Raw genomic sequence first — 24,854 nt, 5'->3', positions numbered from 1 at the left:
TCCCCCTTATTCTTTTCTATTCTTCCTCTACCCCTATTTTGCCGAAAATCACTACATTTAATTGTCTTTTTCCCATATTCCCGATAAACTATTAACATATAAAGGTTGAAAGCAGGTGAAAGTCATGTCAGTAAAAATCTTGGCTGACAGTGCATGTGATTTGCCATTGGATTTTTATGAAGAAAATGGCGCTATTTTATTCCCGTTAAAAGTCCATATTGATGGGACAGAATATGAAGATTTAAGAACAATCCAGCCAAAACAGGTATATGATGCAATACGTGCTGGCAATCTTCCTAAAACCTCACAGGCTTCCCCTGCTGGTTTTAAAGAAGTTTTTACAGAAATGGCCGAAAATAAACAAGAAGGTATATACATAGCGTTCTCCTCTGAGTTATCTGGTACATACCAAACAGCGGTAATGATTTCCGAACAGGTCAAAGAAGAATATCCTGATTTCAACTTGTCGGTGATTGATACAAAATGTGCTTCCCTTGGACAAGGCCTAGTTGTCATGGAGGCAGTCCGCATGGCAAAGGAAAACTACTCTAAGGAGGAAATTGTTAAAGCGGTGCAATTCCATAGCGAGCATATGGAACATCTATTTTCCGTTGATGACCTCGACCACCTTGCAAAGGGCGGGCGTGTGTCCAAAGCATCTGCGTTTGTCGGCGGGCTTTTGAATATTAAACCATTGCTTAATGTTGAAGACGGCAAATTAGTTCCGCTGGAAAAAATCCGCGGCAAGAAGAAGCTTTTGCGCAGGATTATCGAAGTGATGAAGGAGCGCGGAGTGGCTTTTGAGGAACAGGTAGTTGGCATCAGCCATGCCGATGACCTCGAAACAGCGACTGAGATGAAGAATATGATCATTGAGGAACTTCATGCAAAAGATGTCTATATTACTTCGATTGGTGCCGCCGTTGGCTCCCATACAGGTCCAGGCACAATCGCCATTTTCTTTTTAAATAAACAGCCATCTTAACTACATACTCCTTTCAGGTTTTAGGAAAAATAAAATGTACCTAACCTGAAAGGAGTTTTTATTATGCCGCATACATCCGATAACGATAAAAAAGCAAAGGACAATAATGCCCTTCGCCATGAAAAAAATATGATGCGTGAAAAGAACAGGAAGGCTGGCAAAAACGAATATTCCAAGAAGACAGATCACTTGTAAAAAAAAATAGAGCCAGCCGGCTCTATTTTTCTTTTTTATATGTCCAATTTTCTTCCTGGTACACCTTGTCTTCTTTCATTAGTCTGCCAAGTGCGCGTTTGAAGGAGCCTTTGCTCATGCCGAAGCGTTCCTGGATATCCTCAGCCATGCTCTTGTCATGGTAAGGCATTGCTCCATTCCGCAGATCAAGGTACGCCATTATTTTCTCGGCATCCTCATCAAGTGCCTCCTGCTTGCGTGGCAGCAGGGAGATATTGACGGAACCGTCCGGCTTCACATCGATGATCCGGCCTTCGACTTTCTCGCCAATCCGCGGCTCTGTCCGGCGCTGTGATTCATGGATAAAGCCTTTATATCCTTCAGCAGTGATCATCCAGCTGCCGACCCTTGCCGTACGGTATACATAGCCGTGTACATTTTTATTGAAAGCACTTCTGTTCGCTGCAACAGAGATTTCCTGGATGACAGGGTCTGTAGCCATCCGCGCGTAAATCATATTATTGCGATTTACACGGAGCGTAATATAAAGAAGGTCCCCTTTTTGAGGCCAAACCGATTTAACAACTGGCAAGTCCTCCTCACCCAGCAAAATATCCTTCCTGATGCCAATGTCCAGGAATACTCCGATTCCTTCCTTCACATCGACAACGGATACCCACTCATATTGTCCCACTTGCACTTTCGGAATGGTGGTCGTCGCAGCCAGCCTGCCTCTTGATTCTACAAACAGAAAAACCTCGACCTTGTCCCCTTCTTCAAAGGTCCGGTCGGTATCATTGGAGTGGAGCAAGACATCTTCTTCTCCATCTGTTAAAAAATAACCGTAATCCACGATTCTTGCTACGGTCAATTCCTGAGTCTGACCTGTATATTCATTCAAGGACATAAAAATTCCCTCCTGCCTTGTTATTAACATCTTTCCTAAAATTACGCAAAGTTGTTTGAACTGCTATATTTTACTATAATGTAAGCAAAAGCGAAAGCGCCTGGACAATCATTGTCTCCAGCGCTGCATAAATTACATAACCCGGAGGTAACCATGTCCAAAGAGAGCTCATTTGATATTGTGTCCAAAGTAGATATGTCTGAAGTCACCAATGCGATTAGCATTGCAATGAAAGAGATCCAAAACCGTTACGACTTTAAAGGAAGCAAAAGTGATATTTCACTTGATAAGGAAGAACTCGTCCTAATTTCTGATGATGAATTTAAGCTTGACCAGTTGAAGGACGTTCTATTCAGCAAAATGATCAAACGCGGGATCCCTATAAAAAATCTGGATTACGGAAAAGTAGAACGTGCTTCAGGCGGTACTGTCCGCCAAAGGGCAAAGCTCGTGCAGGGCATTGACAAAGAAAACGCCAAAAAAATCAACACAATCATTAAAAACAGCGGTGTGAAGGTCAAGAGCCAAGTCCAGGACGATCAGGTGCGCGTGACAGGGAAGAATCGCGATGACCTGCAAAAGATCATTGCTGCCGTCAAGGAAGCCGATTTGACTGTTGATGTGCAATTCGTGAATTATCGCTAATAGCAAGGCAACACTAAATATGGGAAGAAAACGGACCTTGGAAATCAGGGTCCGTTTTTGTTTTATATCGATTATTTTAGCCAGTTATATAGCGCCTAAAAAGGTCCCTAATTGTCCTTAATTTTCAATTGTTCATGAATGGTTCACAAACCACCTACGGTATTATCCTATTTACACGTTAAAATTAATGTATTATTCCTTGGTGTGATATTTATCTGTTTGGAATAGGGAATTCGAAATAACTTTCACAAATCCTTCACAAAGTTCTATTGGATTCCCTCTATTTTCGAGTTAATATACCAGTAGGGGTATAAAAAATTAATTTTTTTCGACCGAAAGGATGATCATACAATGGGTAAAAAAATCGTAATCGTAGGCGGCGTTGCAGGTGGAGCAACTACTGCAACCAAACTTAGAAGACTTGATGAAAAAGCTGAAATCGTACTTTTTGAAAGAGGAGAATTTATTTCTTTTGCAAACTGCGGATTGCCATATCATATCAGCGGGGTAATCGAAGACCGCAAAAAATTGCTTCTTCAAACTGTTGAAGGCATGAATGCACGCTACAACCTGGATATTCGCAACTTCTCAGAAGTGACTGCAATCAACCGTGAAGAAAAAACAGTTTCAATCAAACATGTCCAGACTGGTGAAGAATACAATGAAAGCTATGATGTACTTGTTTTATCACCGGGAGCAAAACCAATCGTCCCGCCAATCGAAGGATTGAAGAGCGCAAATGTATTCACACTTAGAAATATTCCTGATATGGATAGGATTAAAGCCTATCTTGAAGACAACAAGCCAAAGAATGCAGTTGTGATTGGCGGCGGCTTTATTGGCCTTGAAATGGCAGAAAACCTTGTTCACGCCGGCGTGAATGTCACTCTTGTAGAAAAGTTGCCCCAGGTAATGGGTCCAGTTGACCCAGAAATGGCGGCAATCGTTGAAGATGAGTTAAGAAAGAATGGCGTGGAGCTGATTCTTGGAGATGGCATTACAGATGTACAGGAAAATGGCACAAAGGTTGTCCTTGAAAGCGGAAAGGTCCTTGATGCTGAATTGATCATCCTGTCAATCGGTGTACGTCCGGAAAACAAACTTGCAGCAGATGCTGGCCTTGACCTTGGAGAACGCGGCGGTATCAAGGTAAATGAATATCTGCAAACCTCTGATGAATCCATCTATGGAATGGGAGATGCAATCGAAGTGACTGACTACATCAATGGTCAGCCAACGATGATTCCGCTCGCATGGCCTGCGAACCGCCAGGCACATATTGTTGGACATCATATCAATGGACGTAAAATTGCGTACCCTGGAACACTCGGTACTTCTATCGTTAAGGTATTCGAATTGACAGCAGCTACTACTGGCAACAGTGAAAAGCTATTGCGCAGACTTGGAATTCCATATGAAGTGGTCCATATTCACCCGCTGTCACATGCCGGCTATTACCCTGGTGCAGAGCAAATCTCGCTAAAAGTCATCTTTGACAGAGAAACAGGCAAGATTTTCGGTGCACAGGCAGTTGGTAAAGATGGTGTCGATAAGCGAATCGATGTCATTGCAACAGCGATCAAAGGGGGATTGAATGTCTATGACCTTCAGGAACTAGAACTTGCGTACGCACCACCATTCTCTTCTGCTAAAGACCCAGTAAACATGGCTGGTTACGTAGCATCCAATATTGTTGACGGTACAATTGAAACTGTCCAGCACTATGAAGTGGATGACCTGATTAAGGAAGGTATGTTCATGATCGACGTCCGTACCGAGAAAGAACACGCACAAGGCAAAATCGAAGGTACAAAGAACATCCCGCTTGATGAGCTTCGCAGCCGCCTTGATGAGCTTCCACAAGACGAAACAATCCTGATCACTTGCCAGGTTGGCCTAAGAGGATACCTTGCTTCCCGAATCCTTCAACAGAACGGATTCAAAGTCAAGAACCTGACTGGCGGGTACAAGACATACTTTATCTTTAAAAATAAACTACAGTAATGAATTGAAGCGGCTCCTTTTTGAGGGCCGCTTTTTTGATGGACAAAACTCTTTACCTCTTCCGTCTTTTTGTCAGTCATTGCCTTCATGATGGACAGAAATCCAACTTCGCGCTCCTTTTTTGTCCGTCATCGCCTTAATGATGGACAGAAAACTTCCTATTCCTTATTTTTCTGTCCGTCATCGGCTCAATGACGGACAGAATCCCGCCCTCGCTCTCCTTTTTTGTCCGTCATCGCCGTAATGACGGACAGAATATCACTTCCTTTACTCCTGTTTTGTCCGTCATTTTCAATCACACAATTTTTAAAGAAGTAATTTCCATGTTTTTTCTCTGGATTTTAAAGGAATTTAATAAGTGTTGAATCAAATCGAAGGAGTGACGTGTTCTATGGCTAACGAGAAGAATAAGCAGGGATTTCCGCCTCAGCATCAGGATCATCAGCCTGGTACGGAGCCGGAGATGAATCCTGAACCGAAATCGGTAGATGAAAATTATAAAGGGTCCGGGAAATTATCTGGCAAGGTTGCTTTGATCACTGGAGGAGATAGCGGCATTGGCAAATCAGTGGCAATCTATTATGCAAAAGAGGGTGCTGATGTAGCGATTGTCTATCTTGAGGAAAGTAATGATGCCAAAACGACGAAGGAGCTTGTTGAGGCTGAAGGCAGAAAATGCCTGCTCCTGGCCGGGGACGTTGGCAGCGAGCAGTTCTGTGAGGAAGCTGCCAAGAAAACACTTGATGAGTTCGGCAAAATTGACATCCTTGTCAATAACGCGGCTGAGCAGCATCCGCAAAAGAGCTTGCTTGATATCTCTGCACAACAGCTGGAGAAGACGTTCCGTACGAATGTATTCTCGATTTTCCATTTGACCAAGTCGGTGCTTCCTCACCTTGAAAAAGGAAGCACCATCATTAACACTTCATCTATAACAGCCTATAAGGGCAATGAGAAGCTGATTGATTACTCTTCAACAAAAGGTGCGATCGTTTCTTTCACACGTTCCCTTGCCATGTCTCTTGCGTCGCAGGGCATCCGTGTCAATAGCGTGGCGCCAGGCCCGATCTGGACACCTCTTATCCCATCGACATTCACAGCTGAGGAAGTTGCGAAATTTGGCACGAATGCGCCAATGGGACGAGCTGGCCAGCCGTATGAACTAGCGCCGGCATATGTTTACCTCGCTAGCGATGACTCTACTTATGTAAGTGGGCAGACGATCCATGTCAACGGCGGAACGATTGTAAATGGGTAAAAGAAAGAGGCAAAGCAGTGCTTTGCCTCTTTCCATTATACAAGCGACTCTTTAGGACGATCGCATGAATATCTTGTAACAATTTTGAATGGAACAATGATTCGCTTGATCGGCTCATCCGGGTTCTCAATTCTTTGTATCAGGCTTTTAGCTGCCTGATATCCAAGATCAAAGATGTTGATATCGACGGATGTCAGTGGCGGTCTTGCCATCTCGGCAATCAATACATTATTAAAACTCACAATGGAGATGTCTTTAGGTACTGCTAGTCCTATTTCATCAAGCTTATTTAAAACACCTAATGCCATCAGATCATCGGCAACCACCATCGCTGTAGGCGGTTTTTCCAATGACAACAGCACTTCTACGGCATCCTGGCCGCTCTCACGCAGGAATTCATCATTGATGATGTAATCGTCTACTAACTGGATTCCTGAGTTTCTCAAAGCCTTTTCATAGCCGAGCAGGCGCTCCACTGTCACAACGAGATCGAGATTCCCGCCAATGAAGGCGATTCGATCATGGCCAAGCTGAATCAAATGCTCGGTCACTTCTTTACCTGCTTTGAAATTATCATTATCAACATAACTAGTATTTTCATCATCTTTGAACGGCTTGCCGATTACCACAAATGGAAAATCCCGTTCCTTCAGGTAGGAGATTACCCTGTCTTCTACCTTTGAGTATAAAAGAACCACACCATCGACTCTGCCACCCTGGACCATCGCGACAACACCGTCGAAGATTTCATCATCTGTCTTCCCTGTTGTCATGTGGAGAGCATATTGTTTGGCATGTGCTCCCTCACTCAATCCAGTCAGGACAGTGGGAAAGAATGGGTTCTGAAAGACCACATCAGTTGAGCTTGGCATGACAAGCCCTATTGCCCTGGTCGATTGGCTTGCAAGGCTTCTGGCGATAAAGTTTGGGTGATACCCAAGCTGGTCCATAACCTCCCTGACTCTTTCCTTCGTTTTTTCGCTGATCCTGGGACTATTGGCGATAACACGAGAGACAGTTGAAGGTGCGACATTTGCTACCTTCGCAACATCTTTTATAGTAACAGCCATTAAGTTCCCCTCCCTTTTGCCAGAAAAAATCCTTATCTTTATTATAAATGAATTGTCCAGCTTTGTTCCTTATTTTTTTCAAGAGCCGGTGCTAACAATAGTGGTAAGTATTGGACCCGCCTTATTCTTTGTTTCTCTTTCTTGCTTTTCTGACAAGAAGGATAATGAAGCCGAAGAAGGCAGCATACACAGCACCCATTGCTGCAATATAAGGTATGTTCAACCCTGTTTTCTCGGCGAGTACATAGATTTCTGCTTTCTCCCGTTCGAGCGCCAGGTTATACTCACCATCCTTGCTCCTGACAAGGTCATTCGCAAGCAAACCCCGCAGTTCCTTGTCATCCTCAAGCTGATCGGCAGTCAAAGTGACTTGCTGAGTATTTGATGTATTATTAATGGCAATGACTGCTGTTTCATCCTGATAGGTCCGCTTGAAGACAGCCATTCCTTTCTTTTCATAAAGGACCTCAAGATCCCCTCTTCTTAAAGATGGAAGGTCGTTTCGAAGCTCACCGATTTTTGTTACGTAATCAATCAATTCTTTATCTGCCCTGAAGCTCATTTGCTTGCGGTTATCAGGATCTTCACCGCCATCAAGCGCTATTTCGCTTCCATAATAAACAATTGGAATTCCTGGAGCCGTATACATATAAGTCAGCGCCATTTTCCATCTCGTTCCCGGATGCTGCCTGTTCTGGACCGCTTTTCTAGTGAATCTGACCATATCATGATTATCGATGAAGTTCCCCATCAGCTCTGGATTTTCATAGATTGCCTTATTTCTTTTCGCCGTAGTCAGCAGCCAGTCCAAAGTCTGGTCTGGTTTTTCAAAAGCCGTCCGCAGCTGTTCATTCAATGGAAAATCAACAAAGCCATCGATCCCGGCTTTATCATACTTGGCAATATAATTAGGATCCTCTGACCAAACCTCGCCAATCAGGTAAAAATCATCTTTTACGCTCTTCACTTCTTTTGAAAAGTCTTCCCAGAAATCAACTGGTACATGGCGGACAGTATCAAGTCTGTACCCATCGATATCTGTTTCTTCAATCCACCATTTAGCGGCATCCAGCAGATACTTTCTTGTCTCTGGATTTTCCTGTGCTAAGTCTGGGAGCCCATACAGCCAGTTTTTCTCCAGCTCATCCTGGTTGTTCCAGTCGATGATATCCTGCTTTTCATGGAACCATTCCTGCTTGGCCGGATCGTTCACCCACTCATGATCAGGAGCGACATGATTAACGACAAAATCAAGGATGATTTTAATATCCCGTTTATGTGCCTCTTTAACGAGTTCTTTGAATTTGTCAACGCTTCCAAAGTGCTCTTCTGTATTATAAAAATCCTTGATCCAGTACCCATGGTAGCCTTTATCAACATTATCAAATACAGGCGTCAGCCAGATAGCAGTGAATCCCATGTCCTTGATATAGTCCAATTCGTCGATGACTCCCTGGAAGTCTCCGCCATGATAGGCCTTGGGATCTTTCGCATCGACCTTGAAATCGTTGCTATTGTCACCGTTATTAAAACGGTCCACCATTAAGAAATAAATTGTTTCATCCTGCCATTTGCGTCCTTCTTTTTCAACTGCGCCTACTGGTAGGGCGTAAAAAAGAAGAAACGGAATCAAGATGAAGATGAACTTTTTTTTCATCTCCGCTCCTCCTCATAATTTAAGCAAAGACCGTACACGGCCTTTGCTTAAAATTTATCTGCCCTAATAGATTATCCTTTTGTTCCGCCAGCCGTCAATCCTGATACGAAGTATTTCTGGAACGACAGGAACAGGATAGCGATTGGAACGGCAATCAGAACAGCACCAGCCGCGAAGGTGGTGAATTCTGCGCCGAACTGTTTGGCTACCAAATCATATAATCCTACAGCAAGTGTATATTTACTTTCTGTCCTAAGCAGTACAGTCGCTAAGATAAAATCTCCAAATGGTGCAATGAATGAGAACAATGCGATGACCGCAATGATCGGTGTGGCCAATGGCATGACGATCTGGAAGAAGATCCTCAGGTGGCCTGCACCGTCCATTTTGGCAGATTCATCAAGCTCTTTCGGAATTGTATCAAGATACCCCTTCATCAGCCATGTATTCATCGGGATTGCCCCCCCGACGTATACAAGGATCAAGCCAAAGTGTGTGTCAAGTAACCCAGTCAATAATGCCAGGATGAAAATCGCAATCAATGCTGCAAAGTTCGGAATCATTTGCAGGATCAGGAATGTCATCAAGCTATTTTTCCGTCCAATAAAACGGTACCTCGAGAAGGAATACGCTGTCAGGCTTACAAGGATGACTGTAAACACCATTGTCAGCACACTTACCTTCAATGAATTCCAGTACCAGTACAGATAGTTGCTGCGGTCAAGATCAAACAGTTCCTTATAGTGGGCAAGAGTGGCATTTTTAGGGATAATATTAGACCCAGATAGACTCTGTCCAGGATTGAAGGAAGAACCGACAATCCAAAGGAGTGGATAAATAATGATCGCAAACATAGCCAAAATCACAAGATACGTTAGTGTCAGTCTGATATATTTCTGTCGTTTAATACTCATATTACATCATATCCTCTTCCTGGAATGATTTCGTTCTCTTAAACTGCCATAGAGCTACACCGATAACGATCAAGGAAAGCAGCATGGTGATGGCAGCAGCTTTGGAATATTGTGCAGATGTCATTGTCAGGCTGTAAATCCACGAAATCAGGATATCTGTTCCGCCGGCATTCGCTCCTGGCACTGCAGGTCCACCGCCGTTAAAGAGATAAATGATATTAAAGTTATTAAAGTTGAAAGTATACTGTGTAATCAAAATTGGCGCTGTTGCGAAAAGCACTAACGGCAATGTGATGTTTTTGAACTTCTGGAAATTCGTTGCACCGTCCACTGTAGCTGCCTCATACAATTCTTCAGGAATGGATTGAAGTACTCCGGTTGTCATCGCAAAAATGAACGGGAATCCAAGCCAAGTCTGGATCAGAATCAACGCAATTTTTGTATACATTGCTTCAGTCATCCATGGAATCGGATCAATTCCGAAGAAACCAAGGATGTCACGGTTAATGGCACCAAAAGATTCATTGAACATACCTGCAAAAACAAGAATTGAAACGAAAGCTGGTACTGCCCAAGGAAGGATGAACACAGTACGGATGACCGCCTTCCCTTTTACATCCTTTTGATTGACGAGAATGGCCAGGAACATTCCCAAAGCCACCTGGAAAGTTGTTGCAACAAATGTCCAGATGATTGTCCATGAAAGAACGGAGAAGAATGTCTGACGCCAAGATTCTAATTGGAACAAATCAAAGAAGTTTTTCAGACCCACCCAATCAACCAGCTTTGCAGGAGGCGAATGGTATAAATCGTAGTTTGTAAATGCGAGTAAAACAACGAAAATGATAGGAAATACAACAACAAAAATCAGGAGCAGGAATCCAGGTGACATGATCAGATATGGGAAACCATTATCAATTAAGTTGTTGTATTGCTCCTTAACTGTACTTAGACGCTCACCCATGTCTCTTTTTAAACCTGTCTTATGAGCATCTTTCAAATTGAATAGATAGAAACCGATTCCAAAGATCAGGACAATAAGCGCCAAAATCCCTTCTACCAGCAAGAAGATGGAATGGTCACGAGGTGTCTGCTCTCCCAGTGTAAACAGACCCCATAATCCCATGTTAAGCAGATCTGAGAACACTCCGAAGAATGCACCAGTCAGGATCAGGAAAGTGATTCCCTTTAAGTATTGTTTGTTGTATAGCTGTCCTAGCCCAGGAATGATCGAAAGGGCTGTTGCTATTCTGCGGTGGTTGGTTTGATAGGACTTCTCTTTCATCCTATATTCCCCTTTCTCTTTCTATAATTGATAAGGCTATTTCGAAAACATTGCTGGTTCACATATAAGCTAGGTTTTATTTGACTAACCATGGCTGCAGTGACAACAAATCTTGCGATAATCCGCCTTGTTAAAAGCATCAGATGCTTTATGAGAACGAATACATTGTCTTTCATACAGAAGATCGTTTCATTCCTGTATTATACTGAAATCTCTTGTTTTCACTCTCATGAAGCACCTGATTGACTTATCTCTATTCTAGCGCAACCGTTTGCCCAATGAAAGACTTTTTTACTGCGGTTTTTCGTAAACTTTGTGACTTTTCACAATGCATTACAGAATACACAGAAACTGGAATATACCTTTGGAAAATATAACAGTACCCCCCATGGGAGGTACTGCTATATCTATTGATGCTATTATTTTGAATGGTTTTGCTTGATGTTCTGTTCGATTTGCTTCACAGCTGAATCAAGTGCTGCCTTTGGCTCTGCTTTGCCTGTTACAACTGTTTGCAATGCGCTAGCCATTGGTGCCCAAACTTCACCCATTTCAGGGATGTTAGGCATTGGAACTGCGTCTTGAGTCTGAAGTGCAACAGCTTTAGCACCTTCGTTTTCAGCGATTGCTGGATCGTCAACAAGTGCTACGTTTGTTGGAACTTCAGCAGTTTGCTCGAAACGGTACTTAGCGTTCTCGTCGTTTGTGATGAACTCAAGGAACTTAGTAGCCCATTCCTGGTTCTTAGAGTAAGAAGAAATGTGCCATCCTTTAACACCCATGAAAGTCTTCATTGGAGTGCCATCAGCGAATTTAGGGAATGGAGCAACACCGAAATCGATGCCAGCATCTTTCATGCCGCCGAATGCCCATGGTCCGTTCATGACAGAAGCAACATTACCTTCGTTGAAAAGTCCGTCCATAGCAGATCCGCCGTTTTCGCCGACGATTCCGTTAGGGAATAGCTTTTCAGCGTACCACTTCTGGATGTACTCAGTACCTTTTACAGCACCTTCATTGTTCAAGCCAAGATCTTGAGGGTTAAGAGCTCCGTCTTTTTCCCCGAATACATATCCGCCGTTTCCAGCGATTGGAGCATGTGCAAAGTAGAAGTTATCCCAAAGTGCAAGGAAACCATATTTGCCGTCTTTAGTGTTAGCTTTTGCGAATTCATATAAATCTTCCATAGTAGCAGGAACTTCAGTCATAAGAGCTTTGTTGTAGATGAAAACTGGAGTTTCAGCAGACTTTGGAAGTCCGTATAATTTACCATCGAAAGTTTGTGCAGCGATTGAAGACTCAGAGAAAGTCTTTTTTACATCGTCGCTTACATTAAGTTCAGCGATGTGCCCTTGAACTGCAAGCTCACCGATTTGGTCATGCGGCAAAGTGATGATGTCCGGGCCAGTTCCAGCAGGACCATCAAGACGTAATTGTTCTTTCATTTTTGTAGCCATTTCTACTTCTTTGAACTCAATTTTGATACCGTTTTCTTTTTCAAAGTCAGCTGCTACCTTTTCAAGCCAGCCAGACTTTTCTTTATCTTCCCAAACTACCAGCTTCTCTGGTTTTGAAGCATCTTCTGTTTTCTCGCCGTTGTCTTTTGAACCTGTGTTTTCTTCTTCTTTAGGTCCACAAGCAGCAAGAGCACCGACCATTAAGATCAGCATCATGAAAATCGACAATGCCTTTTTCATGTGTATACCCCTCCTAAAAATGTGTAATTACTTTTTTATTGTGCAGATATTCTCTCAATCTGTGCAAACGTTTGTAATGTTGTTTGCAAGTCTATGAAAACGATTGCACAACCTAACTCTTATTATAAAGACTTAAATCATTTTGACAACTAGTTTTTTTATTTTTTTTACCAAAATACTAAATTCGTTAATTTTTTGTGAATCGAACTTTTATAATTGACATTTTAAAATAGGTGGTCTAACCTTGTTTTAATCTTGAATTGATAATGAAAGGAATGGTTTCTCCTTGTTAAAAGAAGCGATCTATCACCGTCCTAAAGATAATTATGCATACGCTTGCACCAATGAAGAACTGCATATCCGCATCAGAACGAAAAAGGATGACATGAAAGAAGTTTCCCTATTAAATGGTGATCCGTATGATTGGGCGGATGGAAAATGGAATTTCTCTTCCGTTCCAATGATTAAAAGTGGGTCCGATCTGTTATTCGATTATTGGTTTGTTTCGATAAAGCCGCCATACAGAAGGATGCGTTATGGCTTTGAATTGAATGATGTAACTGAAACCGCTTATCTGACCGAAAAGGGTTTCTATCCTGAACCTCCTGAGGATACTGGCTTCTATTATGCTTTTCCATACTTGAATAATATTGATGTTTTCCGTGCTCCTGGCTGGGTGAAAGATACAGTCTGGTATCAAATTTTCCCGGAGCGATTTGGAAATGGTGACCCTTCGAATGATCCGGAAGGTGCACTGCCGTGGGGAAGCGCCCCTCCGGAAAGGGATAATTTCTTTGGCGGCGATTTGAAAGGTGTTATCCAGAACATCAGCTACCTTGCGGACCTGGGCATAAGCGGTATTTATTTTACACCGATTTTCAAGGCTTATTCCAACCATAAATACGATACGATCGATTATATGGAAATTGACCCTCAATTCGGTGACAAGGAAACTTTGAAAGAGTTGGTCCAGGTATGCCATGAACATGGAATCAAAGTCATGCTTGATGCGGTGTTCAACCATAGCGGTTTCTATTTCCCGCAATTCCAGGATGTTTTAGAAAATGGCGAAGCATCTCCATATAAGGATTGGTTCCACACAAAAGAATTCCCTCTTGTAATGGAGCCAAGGCCCAACTACGATACATTCGCCTTTGAAAAATCAATGCCAAAGCTCAATACAGAAAATCCAGAAGTGATCGAATATCTGCTCGAAGTCGGGCGCTACTGGGTACGTGAATTCGATATTGATGGCTGGAGACTCGATGTTGCGAATGAAGTCGACCACTCATTCTGGAGAAAATTCCGTACAGAAGTGAAAGCCATCAAACCTGACCTCTACATCCTTGGTGAGATCTGGCATGACTCGATGCCGTGGCTGCGAGGCGACCAGTTTGACGCGGTCATGAACTATCCTTTCACGACCAATATCCTGAACCTGTTTGCCCGGGGTTCGATTACTGTAAAAGAATTCATTGAAAACATGACAACAGTCAACCATATGTATCCGAAGAACGTCAATGAAGTCGCCTTCAATCTGATTGGGAGTCATGATACACCAAGAATCTTGACAGAATGCGGCGGCGACGAAGACAAGGTAAAACAAATCTTCACTGTATTACTATCTTATATTGGAACTCCGTGCATCTATTATGGAGATGAAATCGGCATGAGCGGGGAGCAGGATCCTGGCTGCCGTGAGTGCATGAAGTGGAATGTTGAAGATCAGAACAAGATTATGTTTGAACACGTCCAGAAGATGATTCGCCTCCGTAAAGAATATCCGCTTCTGGCGAATGAAGGCGAACTCCACTTCATTCCGTCCGATTACCATGAAAGCTGCTTTGCTTATACAAAATCCAATGGTGAGACAACAATCCTTGTCGTCGTGAATATGAGCAATGAAGAAGCAAATTATCATCTGCCTTTCAATTTAAATGGCAAAAAGATCACCAATATTTATACGGGCGAAGAATATGCTGCTGAGAGCGATGAGCTGTCAGCCAAGATTGCCGCAAACGGATTTGCATTGTTCCAGTTTTAAATAGTGGGGACCCCTTTCCTGTTTTTGGAAGGGGTTTGTTTTTTTATGGTGGGATATTATTTACACTTTTAGAATAGAATTACCCTGTTCGCGGAATCAAAGGGGTTTTTCGCGGGATTTATGCAGGTTTTCGCGAGATTAATACGGATGTTCGCGGAATAATTGCGTTTTTCCCGGGATTAACACGGATGTTCGCGGAATAATTGCGTTTTTCGCGGAATTACCAAGGTTCTGCAGAATTTCATATATCGCTTAAGCGGAATGAACGCAGAATCCCAGCTAAATATTGCCAAATTGTGATGTTCTAGCCCAACAATCTATTATCCTCGTTTTATTTTCGAAAAATGAAGGTTTTTACTTCAATTCCCTTCCAGAGTCTGTATAATAAAAGAATTACAACTTGGAGATATAAAAACATGAAGAAAAAAACTGCTAAACTATCGTTATTTGCCATTACATGGCCTCTATTTATTGAAATCATGCTATATATGCTGATGGGGAATGCGGATACGCTGATGCTGTCCCAGTATTCGGATAACTCTGTGGCAGCTGTCGGGGTATCCAATCAAATCCTTTCCATGGTCATTGTCATGTTCGGCTTTGTAGCGACTGGCACAGCTATTCTTGTGGCGCAGAACCTGGGTGCTGAACGCGATGATGAGGCGCGGGAGGTTTCTTCTGTCTCAATCGGGGCTAACCTTGTATTTGGTATTCTCCTGAGTGCTGCTGTGTTCATTTTTAGTGAACAATTGCTAAAGCTGATGGACCTTCCTCCCGAATTGTTTGATGAAGCCAATTCCTACTTGAAGATTGTCGGCGGATTTTCATTCATTCAGTCGCTGATCATGACAGTCAGCAGCATTATCCGCAGCTATGGATTTACGCGTGATATCATGTATGTCACCATCGGCATGAACGTGCTGAATGTCATCGGCAACTATTTCTTCATCTTCGGTCCCTTCGGCTTTCCAATACTTGGGGTTGAAGGTGTAGCAATATCAACAACTGTCAGCCGGATCTTCGGGTTGCTCGCGGCCATTTTTGTCATGACAAAGCGGATCCCTGGATCGCTGCCCTTGTCGATGCTATTCAGTTTTCCGAAAAGGCATCTAAAGAACCTGCTCAATATCGGGATTCCTTCTGCAGGCGAGCACCTTAGCTATAATGGATCGCAAATGGTGATCACTTATTTTATTGCTTCCCTTGGAACCCAGGCACTGACCGCAAAGGTTTACACGCAAAATGTCATGATGTTCATCTTCCTTTTCAGTATCGCAATCAGTCAGGGAACACAGATTTTGATTGGCCATATGGTCGGAGCAAAAGAAGTTGAGAACGCATATAAACGAGCATTAAAAAGTTTAAAACTTGCGATATTGATCTCAATCGCAGCTGCAGTGATCGTTTCTTTCTTTTCAAAAAACCTGCTGGGAATCTTCACTGACAACCTCAGCATCATCGAACTCGGCACCATCTTAATCCTGCTTACCATCATCCTTGAACCAGGCAGATCTTTCAATCTGGTGCTGATCAGTTCATTGAGAGCTGCAGGCGATGTGAAATTTCCGGTTTATATGGGAATCCTGTCCATGTGGGGAGTCAGCGTAACGCTTTCCTATTTCCTCGGAATCTACCTGGAGATGGGACTCGTCGGCATCTGGATCGCCTTCATCGCAGACGAATGGCTGCGGGGGCTGCTGATGCTGTGGCGCTGGAGATCCAGAGTTTGGGTGAAAAAGTCGTTTGTAACCGCGGAATAAATGAAAATTACCGTATTAAAGTAAAAATGCACTTATTTTGCAGAAGAAATGGTCACTCGGAAAACTAATTTATATATTTATAGCTAAAAAAATATTTATATTGCGAAAATCATGATTTTATAGCGACTTTTTTATTTATATAGCGAAAATTTCTTTTTTATAGCGACTTTATAATTTATATAGCGAAAATCGAATTTTTATAGCGAATTGGTAATTATCAATGTTTTTTTCCATTTCTATGAAAAACTGCAGGCAAATTGGAATCGCCTGCAGTCTGCTGCAAGCCCTCTCCCAGGGCTTGCTTTTTTAATCTGCAATATTAATATTATAGTCCCTGAACCAGATATGAATCTGGGCAAGCTGTGCCAGCAGCTGTGGGCCGGTCATCAATTGGCCGAACCAGGGCACTTTGAAGGAGGCTCCTTCGGTTTCAATCATTTTTTGCAGTGTAGCTCTGTCGAAGAATTCATGCAGTGCACTGTTTGAATCGGCCATGAAATCTGACAGCATCCCCTGTACTGCCTGAGTATATGCCGGATGGTGGGTCTTCGGATAAGGACTCTTTTTTCGGTATAATACTTCATCAGGTAAAGTGCCTTCCAATGCCTTGCGCAAGATTCCTTTTTCCCTGTTGCCGTGCATCTTCATCTCCCATGGGATATTCCAGACATATTCCACAAGGCGATGGTCGGCAAACGGCACCCTAACTTCAAGGCTCGCGCCCATGCTCATCCGGTCTTTCCTGTCGAGCAAGGTGGTCATGAACCAAACGATATTTAAATAGAATAATTGTCTTCGCCTTGCATCGATATGATTCTCTCCTTCAAGTACCGGCACCTCTGCTATCGTCTCATTGAATTTCGCCATCATATACTCTTCTAGACTCAATTTTTTCCGCCAGTGGTCTCTCAGCATATTTTGCCGTTCATTAATGGACCGCATCCACGGGAATCCTTGCCGGTTCAGGTCATCCTCCCTGTGGAACCAAGGATATCCTCCAAAGATTTCATCAGCACATTCACCTGAAAGGCCTACGGTAAAATCCTGTTTGATTTCACGGCAGAACCAGAGAAGTGATGAATCGATGTCAGCCATCCCCGGCAGGTCACGAACATGCACGGCTTCTGTCAGATAGTCTGCCAGATCGTTCTGTGAGATGACGCTGTTATGGTGAACGGTCCCGAATGTTTCCGTCATTTTATTGATCCAGAAGGCATCCGCATTAGGCTGGAACTCATTTTCCTTGAAAAACTGATCGTTACCTTCATAATCGATCGAGTAAGTATGCAGGCTCCCCTTGCCCTCAGTCTTATAATGATTCGCGGCAATCGCGGTGATGGCGCTTGAATCCAATCCCCCGGAAAGGAATGTGCAAAGCGGAACATCGGAAACGAGCTGCCTTGTTACAGCGTCTGTGAACAACTCACGCACCTTCTCGGAAGTTTCTTCAAGACTGTCTTTGTGTTCTACGCTTTTCACATTCCAGTATCTCCACACCTTCAGCCCATTTTTTGAAAAAATGAGTCCATGACCTGGACGGAGCTCCTTCATATTCTTAAAAATACCAGCTCCTGGCGAACGGGATGGCCCGAGCCCAAAAACTTCGCAAAGCCCTTCCCTGTCTACCTCCGGCTTCACATCAGGATGTGCCAGCAGAGCCTTTTGTTCAGAAGCAAACATAAAACCTGACGCTGTTTCAATAAAGAAGAGCGGCTTTACACCAAGGCGATCACGCCCGATGAACAGCTTTTCCTCCTGATGATCCCAAACGGCAAAGGCAAAAATCCCATTTAAATGCTCGAGGCAATTTTCCTTCCATTCCATGAAAGAATTGAGCAAAACCTCTGTATCAGAATGACCGTTAAAAGAATATCCTTTTAATAGCAGTGCTTTTCTGAGGTCTTCAGTATTATATAATTCTCCGTTATAACAAATGGTATAACGGCTGTCTCGCTGTGCTCTGGTCATTGGCTGCTTGCCTCCCTCGGGATCGACAACCACCAGCCTTTTATGGCCCAGTGCAGCGTGTTGTGAAGTCCATACATTGGTATCATCAGGACCTCTTTTACTCAAAGTTTCCGCCATTTTTGCAATCGTCTTGTGCTCATGGTCCAAATTTTTACGATAGTCTACCCAACCGGTTATTCCACACATTTACCATCATCCCTTCTAAGCGGAACTTTTTGCCTGCCAATGATTCGTCCTGAAACGCAGTAATCGCTTAAGCATTACTCATCTTATGCAGCAATATTCAAACTGGTTAATTGCCTAACTTTTAAATCATGTTATAAATTCGCCGAAATCTGTCTACAAAGAAGGTGAGCGACAATAAACGGAGGATCCAAATGAATCGACAACAACGAAGCAATTTGATTGAATTCCAGCCCCGGTCGTTCAATGCCGGGACCGTAGAATATATTAATTCGCAATGGGTTTTCTTTGATGAAGAAACGGACGAAGCCGCACTTGTTGAGGAATTTATCCACCAGGAGGTTGAAGTTCAGCGAAACAGCAAATGGTGCAGGGGGTTTTTGCTGGATAACGGAAGCATCCAGACTGGCAATGAAACCATCTCTCTGATAGACCAGGAAATGATCAGGATCAGGAAGCAGCTGATTTATTCTTTCGAGCGTCTGCTGGATGAATTGAATGATGAGGCATTTGTCCAGTTCATCAATACATTGAATTCGTTGAATTTCTCCATCTATGATTGTATCTATTGTTATAACCATCTGACATTCCTCGATCATGAAACAGGGAGATCCGGTGTAAATTTTTTGATTTTCGATAACGAAGAATACATCTGCAGCGTACAGCATCACTTTGATTATTATGAAATACAGAATGACCGGTTTGAACTGACCTTGAACAACGGGAAGCGGACCGTGATCGAACGGATTTCCTAAACTGCAAAGAAGCCTGCATTCGATGTGAATGCAGGCTTTTACGTAATCGTTTTTTCTCAGATGAAGTGGACATGCAAGAATCTTCGTAAAAACATAGAAATCGATTTTCTTATTTTACCGTGTAGGCAACGTTTTCTATTGTCTTGAAACCTTTTTCGAAAGCATCCGTTTCGAGCGGCTTCTGGATATAGTAACCTTGTGCATAATGGCAATCAAGGTCTCTCAAGATGTTCATTTGTTCATGAGTTTCAACGCCCTCAGCAACAATCTTCACTGCTAAGCCCTGACCCATGGTGATGATTGCTTTGACGATGGCAATATCGGAAGGGTCGTCATGAAGATTATTGATAAAGGACTGGTCGATTTTAAGCGTATCAATTGGCAAATTGCGTAAATAGCTTAATGACGAATAACCTGTCCCGAAATCATCGATTGATACTTTCACCCCGAGCTCCTGTAATGACTTCATGACGGAAATGCTGTAAACAATATCCTTCAGCATCGCGCTTTCTGTCAGTTCCAATGATAGATATGCCGGGGCAAGCCCGGAAACCTTCAGAGCTTCAATCACCTGGCCGATAAAAGCATGCTGCTGGAATTGATAGGCGGAGACATTAACAGAAATCCCGAGATTCGGGAAACCATTTTCCTGCCAGTACTTTGTCTGGACACATGCTGTTGTCAGAACCCAGGCGCCAATCTCCTCAATCAATCCTGTTTCTTCGGCGAGCGGGATGAACTGCGCCGGTGACACAAGCCCAAGATGCGGGTGCTGCCAGCGAATAAGGGCTTCTGTACAGGTGATTTCTCCTGATTTCAAATCCATCAGCGGCTGATAGCAGAGACGGAACTCATTTTTCTGCAATGCTTTCCTTAAGTAGCTTTCCAGCTCCAGTCGCACCATTGCCTGGTCATTCATCCCGGTTGAAAAATAAGTGATTTTATTCCCGCCCTGGTTTTTTGAACGGTTCATCGCTATATCTGCATTTTTCAGCAGGGTATGCTCATCAAGGCCATCCCCCGGAAATGAGCTGATCCCAATGCTGGCTGTGACAATAAACTCCTGATTCTGGTGATATAGAGGCTTTGATATAAGCCTTTGCAATTCTCTTGCCATCCTGGTCGTCTGATCGATCTCGACGTCCTCTGTCAAAAGCATCGTAAATTTATCGCCGCTGAATCTCCCAAAATAGGCCCCTTTTGGCATCTGATTCTGGATTCTGTCAGCCAGCTGTTTCAATACAATGTCTCCCGCATAATGCCCAAGACTGTCATTGATGATCTTGAAGCGGTCTATGTCAATAACAAGGACTGCCAGCAGTTCTTTCTTATGCTTAGCGCGGTGAATCATTTCCTCCAGCTGTTCCGTAAATCTCATCCTGTTGGGCAAACCTGTGTCCTGGTCATAATAGGCAAGCTGAATGATTCTTTCCTCTGTCTTTTTTTGGCGGGTGATATTCCTGCCGATTCCATACGTTCCCACACAGGATCCATTGACCGTGATCGGGATGTTTTTTATCTGGAAAATTTGGGACTCGCCGCTCTTAATCTGAATTTCGATGGTATAGGTCTGATCTTTTCCCTTCAGCGCTTGAATAAAATGCAATTTTGCACGATGAACGTCTTCAGGATTAATAAAATTCAGCGCAGACCTGCCAATAAGTTCACTTTCACCATAGCCGAAGGTTCTCATGAACGCCTGGTTAACGCTTGTGAAGTTCCCATTCAGATCTGTCGAATAAACAAAGTCCCCATTATTGTCAAACAAGGACCGATAATATTGTTCAGAAACCTCAAGACTCTCATTAAGATGAAGGATGTCTTGTTGTGTAGTGGCCAGCAAATGTGTCAATGTGTTGATGGTGTGCTGGTCATGGCGGCTTGCATCCAGCTCTTGTTTGTTGAAAGCAGTAAAAGAGAGGATGTAAGGATGCTCTTCATAAAAATCCCCTTCGGCTTCACAGCTTAGCACGGCAGACACAGGAAGCTGTTTCTTAAGTAATTGCTGAAGGCGCTTAAGCTTCCCTGCTTCTGTATAAAAAATTTGCACCAATAGATTGGCATGATCTTTGAATGAATTGCTCTCTATAAAGCTATTAAGTTGTTTGTCACTTTCGTAAACGCAGCTTTTTGTCGTAGCCATTGCATTCTCCATTTTCTATATTTCTCCAATATCCCTTAACTCTTAAATTACCATAATTGACCGGGTGAAGATATGACAAAAAGAGAAAAGCTGCCCATTTCTGGACAGCTTTTTTTCGACAAATCCTATTTAGAACAAGTCTGTTCCGAGCGGAAGTGAGAAACCTAAATATAGTACAAGCAAGATTGCTACGATGAATTGGACCCACAAAATAGATGCCTTTTCGTTCTTTCTTGTACGGATCAAGATCATTTCAAGCATAGAGATGACCCACAGGCCAACCGCTGCTTTCAGCACATACATAATGTTGATATTAATGCTGAAAAGTAGCCAGAAGCCAGTCAATAGGATCAGCACGTAAAATAATCTAAGGACCATCTGGACAATTTTCGCGCCCTTTTCCTTACCGCTTTTATGTAGTCCCAGTGCAACGAAGAATAAAACCAAAGCCAAAAACCAGGCTGTCATATGGGCATGTACCATGTACCCGTCCTCCTAATAGTAAAGTCTAAAATATCATAACATATTCAATAGGAATTTCATAAGTATAAGGTAATCTGCCAGACATGAAAAAAGAGACACCCTTTTCAGGATGTCCCCCAGCCATTACATGGCCAAATCGGTATGTTGAGGTTGTTCTTTTGTCTTAAATAAATAGACTGTTACAGTCATCAAAGCAAACAGGATCAGAAAACCAAGAAGAACACCCAGATTCCTCAACGCCATTGAAAAATCATTTAGTGAAATCAGAGCTTTAAATCCTGCAATTGAATAAGTAAATGGCAAGTAGGCACTTAAACTTCGCAGGTTCTCTGGCAGCATATCAATTGGAAGGTTTGATCCAGTTGTCGAAAGCTGCATGACAACTAATGCAAAAAGAATAAACCGGCCGATATTCCCAAACGAAGCAAAGAACATAACTATTGCCGCAAATACAATACTAACCAGTATAGCAAACATTATGAATCCAACTGGGTTTGTAACCTGCAATCCCAGGAATGCGAGGACCACGATGGATAGAAGGATTGCCTGAACAACGGCCAGGGAAGCAAGATTCAAAAATTTCACGGCAAACCAGCCCACCTTGGATACATTTAGTTCCTGAGGCTTGTTGAAATTGATGAACATTGACATGATTAATATCCCCACGAATAATGCAAGCGTCATTACATATGGCGCAGAAGAATCTCTGTAAAGTGAATAGCCATTGACTTTGTTACTAATTAGTTCCACCGGTGAGGCGAACATGCCGATATTTTTTTCATTAGCTTTAATTTTACCAGTTTCCTCGGCTCCATCCTTTAATCCGGCAGCCAATTCACCGCTTCCATCATAAAGTTTCCCGGCTCCATCATTCAATTTTGTTACTCCATCTGTCAGATCTCCCCAACCTTTTTCGACACTTACATTTCCGTCGCTAACCTGGACAACTCCAGAATGAATCTTGGAAGCACCAGCTGTCAGCTCACGCCATCCATTATCTACGGCAGCATTTCCATCGCTGACCTGAGCTGCACCTGAATGGATTTTTGTCGCACCAGTAGCGAGCTCCTTCCAGCCTTTATCTACCGTTTGATTCCCGGCAGAGATTAGCGCTGCTCCCCCATCAAGCTCCTTAACTCCTGCTGTGATGGTTCCCCACCCTGCATTGACCGATTTATTTCCTGCAGCTATTTGAGATGTTCCATCATGAAGCAAACCGACCTTAGTGATCATTTCATCCCAGCCTGCCGCTACACTTGCTGTTCCGGCAGAAAGGGCTGGGGCTTTTGCTGCTAAATCAGCTACTCCATTGTTTATTAATTTCTGCCCTTCTGCCAGTTGATTAATTCCTGATGCCAGTGATCCTTGTTCTGCAGGAATTTTTTCATTGAACGCTGCAGCAATCTGATCCGCTCCATCTTTCAGTTCTTGTAGTTTGGTTGCATTTTCTGGTTTTGTGGCAGCATCCCTGATTCCTCGGCTCGTCCCTAAAATAGTTAAAAATTCTTTATCTGTGGCTAAACTTGGGTTCTTAGCAAGATACGATTCTATCAGTACAGTCAGGTTTTGCAGATTGCTTCCTAGATTTTGAGAATTTGTAATTACTTCGCCAATCCCGTCCGCCACTTCTTTAGTTCCAGGTCCAATTACCTTTACAGCCTGTTGTGCCGCTTGTAAACCAGCCAAGACTTCGGAAGTAGCAGCCTTAAGCTCTGGCATTTTTTCTTCTAACTGCTTACCACCCGCAGCCAGTTGAGTAATGCCCGGCTGTCCGTCTTTAAGCTTTTGCAGAAGCAACCCAGTCCCTGCATTTACATCTGCTGATCCGTCCGCAAGCTTGGTAATGTCTGCGGACTTTTCATTAAGAGAGCTTAATAGCAGGCCAGTACCGTTTTTCAGGTCTTTAGAGCCGTTTGCAAGTTTTGTAATATCTCTTTGTTTAGATTTCAAGCTTCCTGCCAATTGAGCCGTACCGGCTGCGAGCTCCTTTGAACCGTTTGCCAGCTCAGATATACTTCCTTGTTTTTCAGCTAATGTGCCGGCCAATTGACCAGTACCCCTTTTCAGTTCCAGAGTTCCAGCCGCAAGCTTGGAAATATCCGCTGACTTCTCATTTAGAGAAGTCAATAGAAGCCCAGTTCCATCCTGGAGTTCAGCTGTTCCATCATGCAGTTGCGCAGAACCATCAGCTGCTGTCTTAAATCCATCTGATACTTCACCAAGACTCGCGAAGATATTATTTGCATACTTTTCCGTTATCTTGTTCGCCAGCTTCTCCCTTAACTTTTCTGTTGCACTTTTAGTGACCTGTGCTGCCATAAAATTAAGGCCCTCATTCTGGATATAATTGAGTTCCAGCTTTTTCGGGTCCGGTTCAAGAACTGTCGTCACTCTCTCAGAGAAGTCTTCTGGAATTTCAATGACCATGTAATATTTAAAGCTTCTCAATCCTTCTTCTGCTTCCTCTGAATCTACAAACTTCCAGCCTAAGTCATTGCTTTTCTTCAAGTCTGCCACAAGATCTTCACCGACATTAAGGGGCTCGTCCCCGGACATGGCACCTCTGTCATTATTGACAACCCCAACTGGCAGATTGGAGAGATTATCATACGGTCCCCAATCTGGAGACAGCAGGATTCCGCCATAGACGATTGGCACTAACAAAGCTGCTATTACAGAATAGAGTACCCCTTTACTCGATGCCAGCTGGGACATTTGAGCCAAAAACAAGCTAAACCAATTCATTCATACTCCCCCATGAGAATTATATATATGTCAAAGCGACTGAATGAGTATTCAATCACTGCCACAAATATATTCTCATATATGGGTAAAAACTCCTGCAAATAAATACAGAAAATATAAAATATTTTTAAAATTATAATAATATAATAAAAATTCTCCCTATAATTTATAAGGAGA

At 43.0% G+C, this 24,854-nt stretch carries 18 protein-coding genes; 8 read left to right on the top strand and 10 right to left on the bottom strand.

The features are described 5' to 3' along the window. Positions 1-124: 124 nt before the first annotated feature. Positions 125-985 carry a DegV family protein gene (locus FS736_RS01070; protein WP_144474514.1) on the top strand — a complete coding sequence of 287 codons (861 nt, stop codon included), beginning with the start codon at positions 125-127 and terminating at the stop codon, positions 983-985. A gap of 63 nt (positions 986-1,048) precedes the next feature. After that, a complete protein-coding gene (locus FS736_RS01065) occupies positions 1,049-1,180 on the top strand; it encodes a DUF3941 domain-containing protein (RefSeq protein ID WP_125478228.1) in 132 nt (43 codons plus the stop codon). A 22-nt stretch (positions 1,181-1,202) separates the two neighbouring features. Here FS736_RS01065 and FS736_RS01060 read toward each other — a convergent pair whose 3' ends face one another. Then, complete coding sequence (locus tag FS736_RS01060; protein WP_144474513.1) at positions 1,203-2,066, bottom strand: CvfB family protein; 864 nt, start codon at positions 2,064-2,066, stop codon at positions 1,203-1,205. Between the two features lie 153 nt (positions 2,067-2,219). Between FS736_RS01060 and FS736_RS01055 the strand changes: the two genes are divergently transcribed. The 3 genes from FS736_RS01055 (at position 2,220) to FS736_RS01045 (ending at position 5,973) form a co-directional block, all read left to right on the top strand. After that, positions 2,220-2,711: a YajQ family cyclic di-GMP-binding protein gene (locus FS736_RS01055; protein WP_144474512.1), complete on the top strand. Its 492-nt coding sequence runs from the start codon at positions 2,220-2,222 to the stop codon at positions 2,709-2,711. A gap of 351 nt (positions 2,712-3,062) precedes the next feature. After that, complete coding sequence (locus tag FS736_RS01050; RefSeq protein WP_144474511.1) at positions 3,063-4,715, top strand: CoA-disulfide reductase; 1,653 nt, start codon at positions 3,063-3,065, stop codon at positions 4,713-4,715. Positions 4,716-5,106: 391 nt separating this feature from the next. Further along, positions 5,107-5,973 (top strand): SDR family oxidoreductase, encoded by an 867-nt coding sequence (locus tag FS736_RS01045; RefSeq protein WP_144474510.1) that lies wholly within the window; start codon positions 5,107-5,109, stop codon positions 5,971-5,973. A gap of 35 nt (positions 5,974-6,008) precedes the next feature. On the opposite strand, the gene FS736_RS01040 is transcribed toward FS736_RS01045, so the two are convergent. The 5 genes from FS736_RS01040 to FS736_RS01020 all read right to left on the bottom strand — a co-directional run bounded on the left by FS736_RS01040 (position 6,009) and on the right by FS736_RS01020 (position 12,596). Continuing rightward, positions 6,009-7,043 (bottom strand): LacI family DNA-binding transcriptional regulator, encoded by a 1,035-nt coding sequence (locus tag FS736_RS01040; protein WP_144474509.1) that lies wholly within the window; start codon positions 7,041-7,043, stop codon positions 6,009-6,011. A 121-nt stretch (positions 7,044-7,164) separates the two neighbouring features. Continuing rightward, positions 7,165-8,700 (bottom strand): alpha-amylase family glycosyl hydrolase, encoded by a 1,536-nt coding sequence (locus FS736_RS01035; RefSeq protein WP_144474508.1) that lies wholly within the window; start codon positions 8,698-8,700, stop codon positions 7,165-7,167. Positions 8,701-8,771: 71 nt separating this feature from the next. Further along, positions 8,772-9,614, bottom strand: coding sequence for a sugar ABC transporter permease (locus FS736_RS01030; protein WP_144474507.1), 843 nt, complete (start codon positions 9,612-9,614; stop codon positions 8,772-8,774). Position 9,615: 1 nt separating this feature from the next. Continuing rightward, positions 9,616-10,899 carry a carbohydrate ABC transporter permease gene (locus FS736_RS01025; protein WP_144474506.1) on the bottom strand — a complete coding sequence of 428 codons (1,284 nt, stop codon included), beginning with the start codon at positions 10,897-10,899 and terminating at the stop codon, positions 9,616-9,618. Between the two features lie 419 nt (positions 10,900-11,318). Continuing rightward, positions 11,319-12,596: a sugar ABC transporter substrate-binding protein gene (locus tag FS736_RS01020; RefSeq protein WP_144474505.1), complete on the bottom strand. Its 1,278-nt coding sequence runs from the start codon at positions 12,594-12,596 to the stop codon at positions 11,319-11,321. A 286-nt stretch (positions 12,597-12,882) separates the two neighbouring features. Between FS736_RS01020 and FS736_RS01015 the strand changes: the two genes are divergently transcribed. Further along, positions 12,883-14,640 (top strand): alpha-glycosidase, encoded by a 1,758-nt coding sequence (locus FS736_RS01015; RefSeq protein WP_144474504.1) that lies wholly within the window; start codon positions 12,883-12,885, stop codon positions 14,638-14,640. 416 nt (positions 14,641-15,056) lie between these two features. After that, positions 15,057-16,400, top strand: coding sequence for an MATE family efflux transporter (locus tag FS736_RS01010; protein WP_144474503.1), 1,344 nt, complete (start codon positions 15,057-15,059; stop codon positions 16,398-16,400). A 306-nt stretch (positions 16,401-16,706) separates the two neighbouring features. Here FS736_RS01010 and asnB read toward each other — a convergent pair whose 3' ends face one another. After that, positions 16,707-18,554: an asparagine synthase (glutamine-hydrolyzing) gene (asnB, locus tag FS736_RS01005; RefSeq protein WP_144474502.1), complete on the bottom strand. Its 1,848-nt coding sequence runs from the start codon at positions 18,552-18,554 to the stop codon at positions 16,707-16,709. 191 nt (positions 18,555-18,745) lie between these two features. Between asnB and FS736_RS01000 the strand changes: the two genes are divergently transcribed. Beyond that, entirely contained in the window at positions 18,746-19,306 is a 561-nt protein-coding gene (locus FS736_RS01000) for a DUF2777 domain-containing protein (RefSeq protein WP_144474501.1), read from the top strand. Positions 19,307-19,415: 109 nt separating this feature from the next. Here the strand turns inward: FS736_RS01000 and FS736_RS00995 are convergent, their stop codons facing one another. From FS736_RS00995 to FS736_RS00985, 3 genes are all read right to left on the bottom strand, one after another. Then, positions 19,416-21,449, bottom strand: coding sequence for a putative bifunctional diguanylate cyclase/phosphodiesterase (locus FS736_RS00995; RefSeq protein ID WP_260983499.1), 2,034 nt, complete (start codon positions 21,447-21,449; stop codon positions 19,416-19,418). 129 nt (positions 21,450-21,578) lie between these two features. Further along, positions 21,579-21,932 carry a YisL family protein gene (locus FS736_RS00990; protein WP_144474499.1) on the bottom strand — a complete coding sequence of 118 codons (354 nt, stop codon included), beginning with the start codon at positions 21,930-21,932 and terminating at the stop codon, positions 21,579-21,581. Positions 21,933-22,055: 123 nt separating this feature from the next. Continuing rightward, complete coding sequence (locus FS736_RS00985; RefSeq protein ID WP_144474498.1) at positions 22,056-24,677, bottom strand: YhgE/Pip domain-containing protein; 2,622 nt, start codon at positions 24,675-24,677, stop codon at positions 22,056-22,058. Between the last annotated feature and the right edge of the window lie 177 nt (positions 24,678-24,854).

Source organism: Cytobacillus oceanisediminis 2691, assembly GCF_007678455.1.
In the GTDB taxonomy this organism is placed as follows: domain Bacteria; phylum Bacillota; class Bacilli; order Bacillales; family Cytobacillaceae; genus Mesobacillus; species Mesobacillus oceanisediminis_A.
This window is presented reverse-complemented; position numbering and strand designations above follow the sequence as displayed.